Origin of the sequence: Clostridium algoriphilum, assembly GCF_020443705.1 — a bacterium.
GTDB lineage: Bacteria > Bacillota > Clostridia > Clostridiales > Clostridiaceae > Clostridium_AD > Clostridium_AD algoriphilum.
Window position 1 is genome coordinate 1 of record NZ_JAIZZK010000088.1, and the last position, 2,757, is coordinate 2,757.

Below are 2,757 nucleotides of genomic sequence, written 5' to 3' on the forward strand. Positions count from 1 at the left end.
TAGTTTATCGAATCCAGGTCTATCAATTTTAGTTCCTGTAAAACTATCTTTGTAAATTTCTAATGCTCCATTTTCTCTTAATGCATTTTCTTGTTGTTCTAAACTATTTCCATTTTTTGCTTGTCCTTTAGTGCTTACTCTACAATATCCATAAATCATAGTTTTTTACCTCACTTTTATGCACTACTTTTGACTATAACTTTTGACACCTCGCAACACCATGATTATACGTTATTATTTTACCGTTGTCAATACTTTTGAGTTATGACACTGATGTGTGAATATAAAATTTCTTCAAAATATAATTTTGTATTTATTTGTTTGTTCAGATAAACCATACTAAAGAATTATAAATCACTTTTATAGTACACGCCTATAAACCATAGATACACTGTTTTTATCCTCATCATACTCATAATTAAATTTAACTAAAATCTAGCTACCGCATTCCCTAATGGGACTTTCCCTACGGGCTACCCTTCCATTCCTCCACTTGGTCTGATCTAAGTCTATTAACCTATTCTTACAGTATCAACAACAATTAATTAGTTAAAATCCAATTATGAATTTTAACTGAAAACTAATTAAATAATTTAATTTATAAAACAATGAATATTTCTAAAGAAGTGGACAAGATATAAAAGACATGAAAATTTAATATCTCTTTTTAAAAGAGGCTAATTGATACTAGTCTCTTTTGTTGTGAAAACCAAGGTATAGATTAACTTAAGTTATTGCTATTTTGTTAAACTTAAGTTAACATACTACTACCATTTCTTTTTGGGTATGGTTTTTAAATGCAAAGGTAATTAGGTTAGGGTCCCCCTTATCCTAATACCTTTGCATTTTTTATTTACAGGTATTATTACACACCAACATAGTTTATTAAAAGAAACATAGTATCTTCAATGCTTTGAAGGTTTAAGTCCAGTTATACAGAATATACTTTGTGTTAAACTCACTCCATAATAACCCAAATTAGAAAATAACTAATAATAACTACCTATCTCCAATATGTGATTATCTCATTTCCACAATTATTTACCAAGCTTTTTAATATAATTAATAAAAGATACAACATAAATATAAGCATTTTCAGCATCTTCATAATTAAAATTTAAGTTACCATCATGTAGTATACTATTTCTCATATTATAAGCGTTTTTGTTCCAATTAATATATTCATCTGTACTTTCAATATGTACTTCAAATATAGAATTCAAGTAATTTTTTAGTAAAAATAATTTAGAGGATAAAATAGTGTTATATAGAATAAATAGTCTAAGAGAAATTAGGAGGGGTTACGTGTTTAATTATAAGGACTTTATGGAAAAGAAAGAAATTAAAGAGTTTTGGGATTGTAGTTTATTTAAAAATAGTTTTTTGTGCTTACCTAAAGGAAACCTATATCATTATACATCTGCAAATGCTTTATCAAGTATAATACAGAATCAGGAACTTTGGACCACAAAATCAAATTTCATGAATGATACATCAGAAATTCAATACGCTTGCGAATTATTTTTAAAAAGATTGGAATGTTCAAAATTGAGAGAAGAAGATAAGCAATCAATCAAGAAATGTTTTGAAGAAGGCAAATCTGAAGGAATTTTTGATAGCATGTATGTATTATGTTTATCTGCTAACCCTGATTCATTGCCGATGTGGAGTTACTATGGCACGAATGATGGCTATAATATAGGTATTTCACCTCAATTCGTGAATGATTTCGCAAATACAAATTTTATAATGAATAAAGCATTAATAACTGATGATAAAGGCAATGCTAAATGGGTTGAGTCAATAAATAGTAAGTGTGTATCCGTGGATACTAACGGAGATGTAAGCTATGGTTCAGGAATAAAAGCTAATTATGTGCTTTATGATGAAACTAAGCAAGTGAAAATATTTGACTTGCTTTTAGAGGAGATAGGAAACATTATTTTAGAAAATTCACATAACCCAAGTATACAAATAAATATTATGCTAAATACATTATTTGATTTTATACCTTTCATGAAGGATTATAGTTATCATAATGAAGAGGAGTATAGGGTACTTGTAAAATTGGAAGGAACGGGAGGTAACCAGTTGATGCTAAACAAAATTCAAAAATATAGAGTATTTAAAGGTGCTCTAATTCCATACATAACGTTAGTACTTAATAAACCAAATTATTTTAATAGCATAATGGCAAGTCCTTTTAATAGAAGTGAGTTAGTACTATTAGGTATGCAAGATGTAATAAGTACTTACCCAAGTCAGTTAGATCTATTGTATTCAAAAATTCCTTCAAGGTTTTAGAGGTAAGAAAACAATTTGGATTTAGACAGGAGGATATAGCGATTACGCTTGGCGTTACAAGGCAAACCATCAATGCGATTGAAAATGAAAAATATAATCCTACGCTGGAATTAGCTATGAAACTTGCTAAACTATTAAGAACTACGGTAGAAAAATTATTTATAATTGACACTTAAAAAGAAAAGTAAATCTAATATAAAAAAACAAACGTGATTTTTAGACAAAAAAATAAATGTCATTGTAATCGCAATAATTATTGGTAATAGTACATCCTTAGCACCATTAAACCCCACATCTAATGATATGGGGTTACTTGAGATAACATATAAGAATAATAAGACAGAGGGTGTAAATTATTTTGTGTATTCTCTCTCTATAGGCAAAATAATTGAGTTATGTAATTTTAATAAGATATTATTTTAGTTTGATAAATGATGTTACCTTATCATTGCA

At 28.0% G+C, this 2,757-nt stretch carries 3 protein-coding genes; 2 read left to right on the forward strand and 1 reads right to left on the reverse strand.

What is annotated here, in order from left to right:
* On the reverse strand, nt 1-159 hold a 159-nt coding region (locus LGK95_RS21955; RefSeq protein WP_226127031.1), incomplete at its 3' end, for a recombinase family protein.
* A gap of 1,146 nt (nt 160-1,305) precedes the next feature.
* Between LGK95_RS21955 and LGK95_RS22725 the strand changes: the two genes are divergently transcribed.
* Together LGK95_RS22725 and LGK95_RS21965 are read left to right on the forward strand one after the other, a co-directional pair.
* Nucleotides 1,306-2,304, forward strand: a complete 999-nt coding sequence (locus LGK95_RS22725; protein WP_226127030.1) for a DUF2971 domain-containing protein — start codon at nt 1,306-1,308, stop codon at nt 2,302-2,304.
* On the forward strand, nt 2,274-2,480 hold the full coding sequence (locus LGK95_RS21965; RefSeq protein WP_226127032.1) for a helix-turn-helix transcriptional regulator: 207 nt from the start codon (nt 2,274-2,276) through the stop codon (nt 2,478-2,480). The genes LGK95_RS22725 and LGK95_RS21965 overlap by 31 nt, the downstream gene beginning before the upstream one ends.
* Nucleotides 2,481-2,757 lie beyond the last annotated feature (277 nt).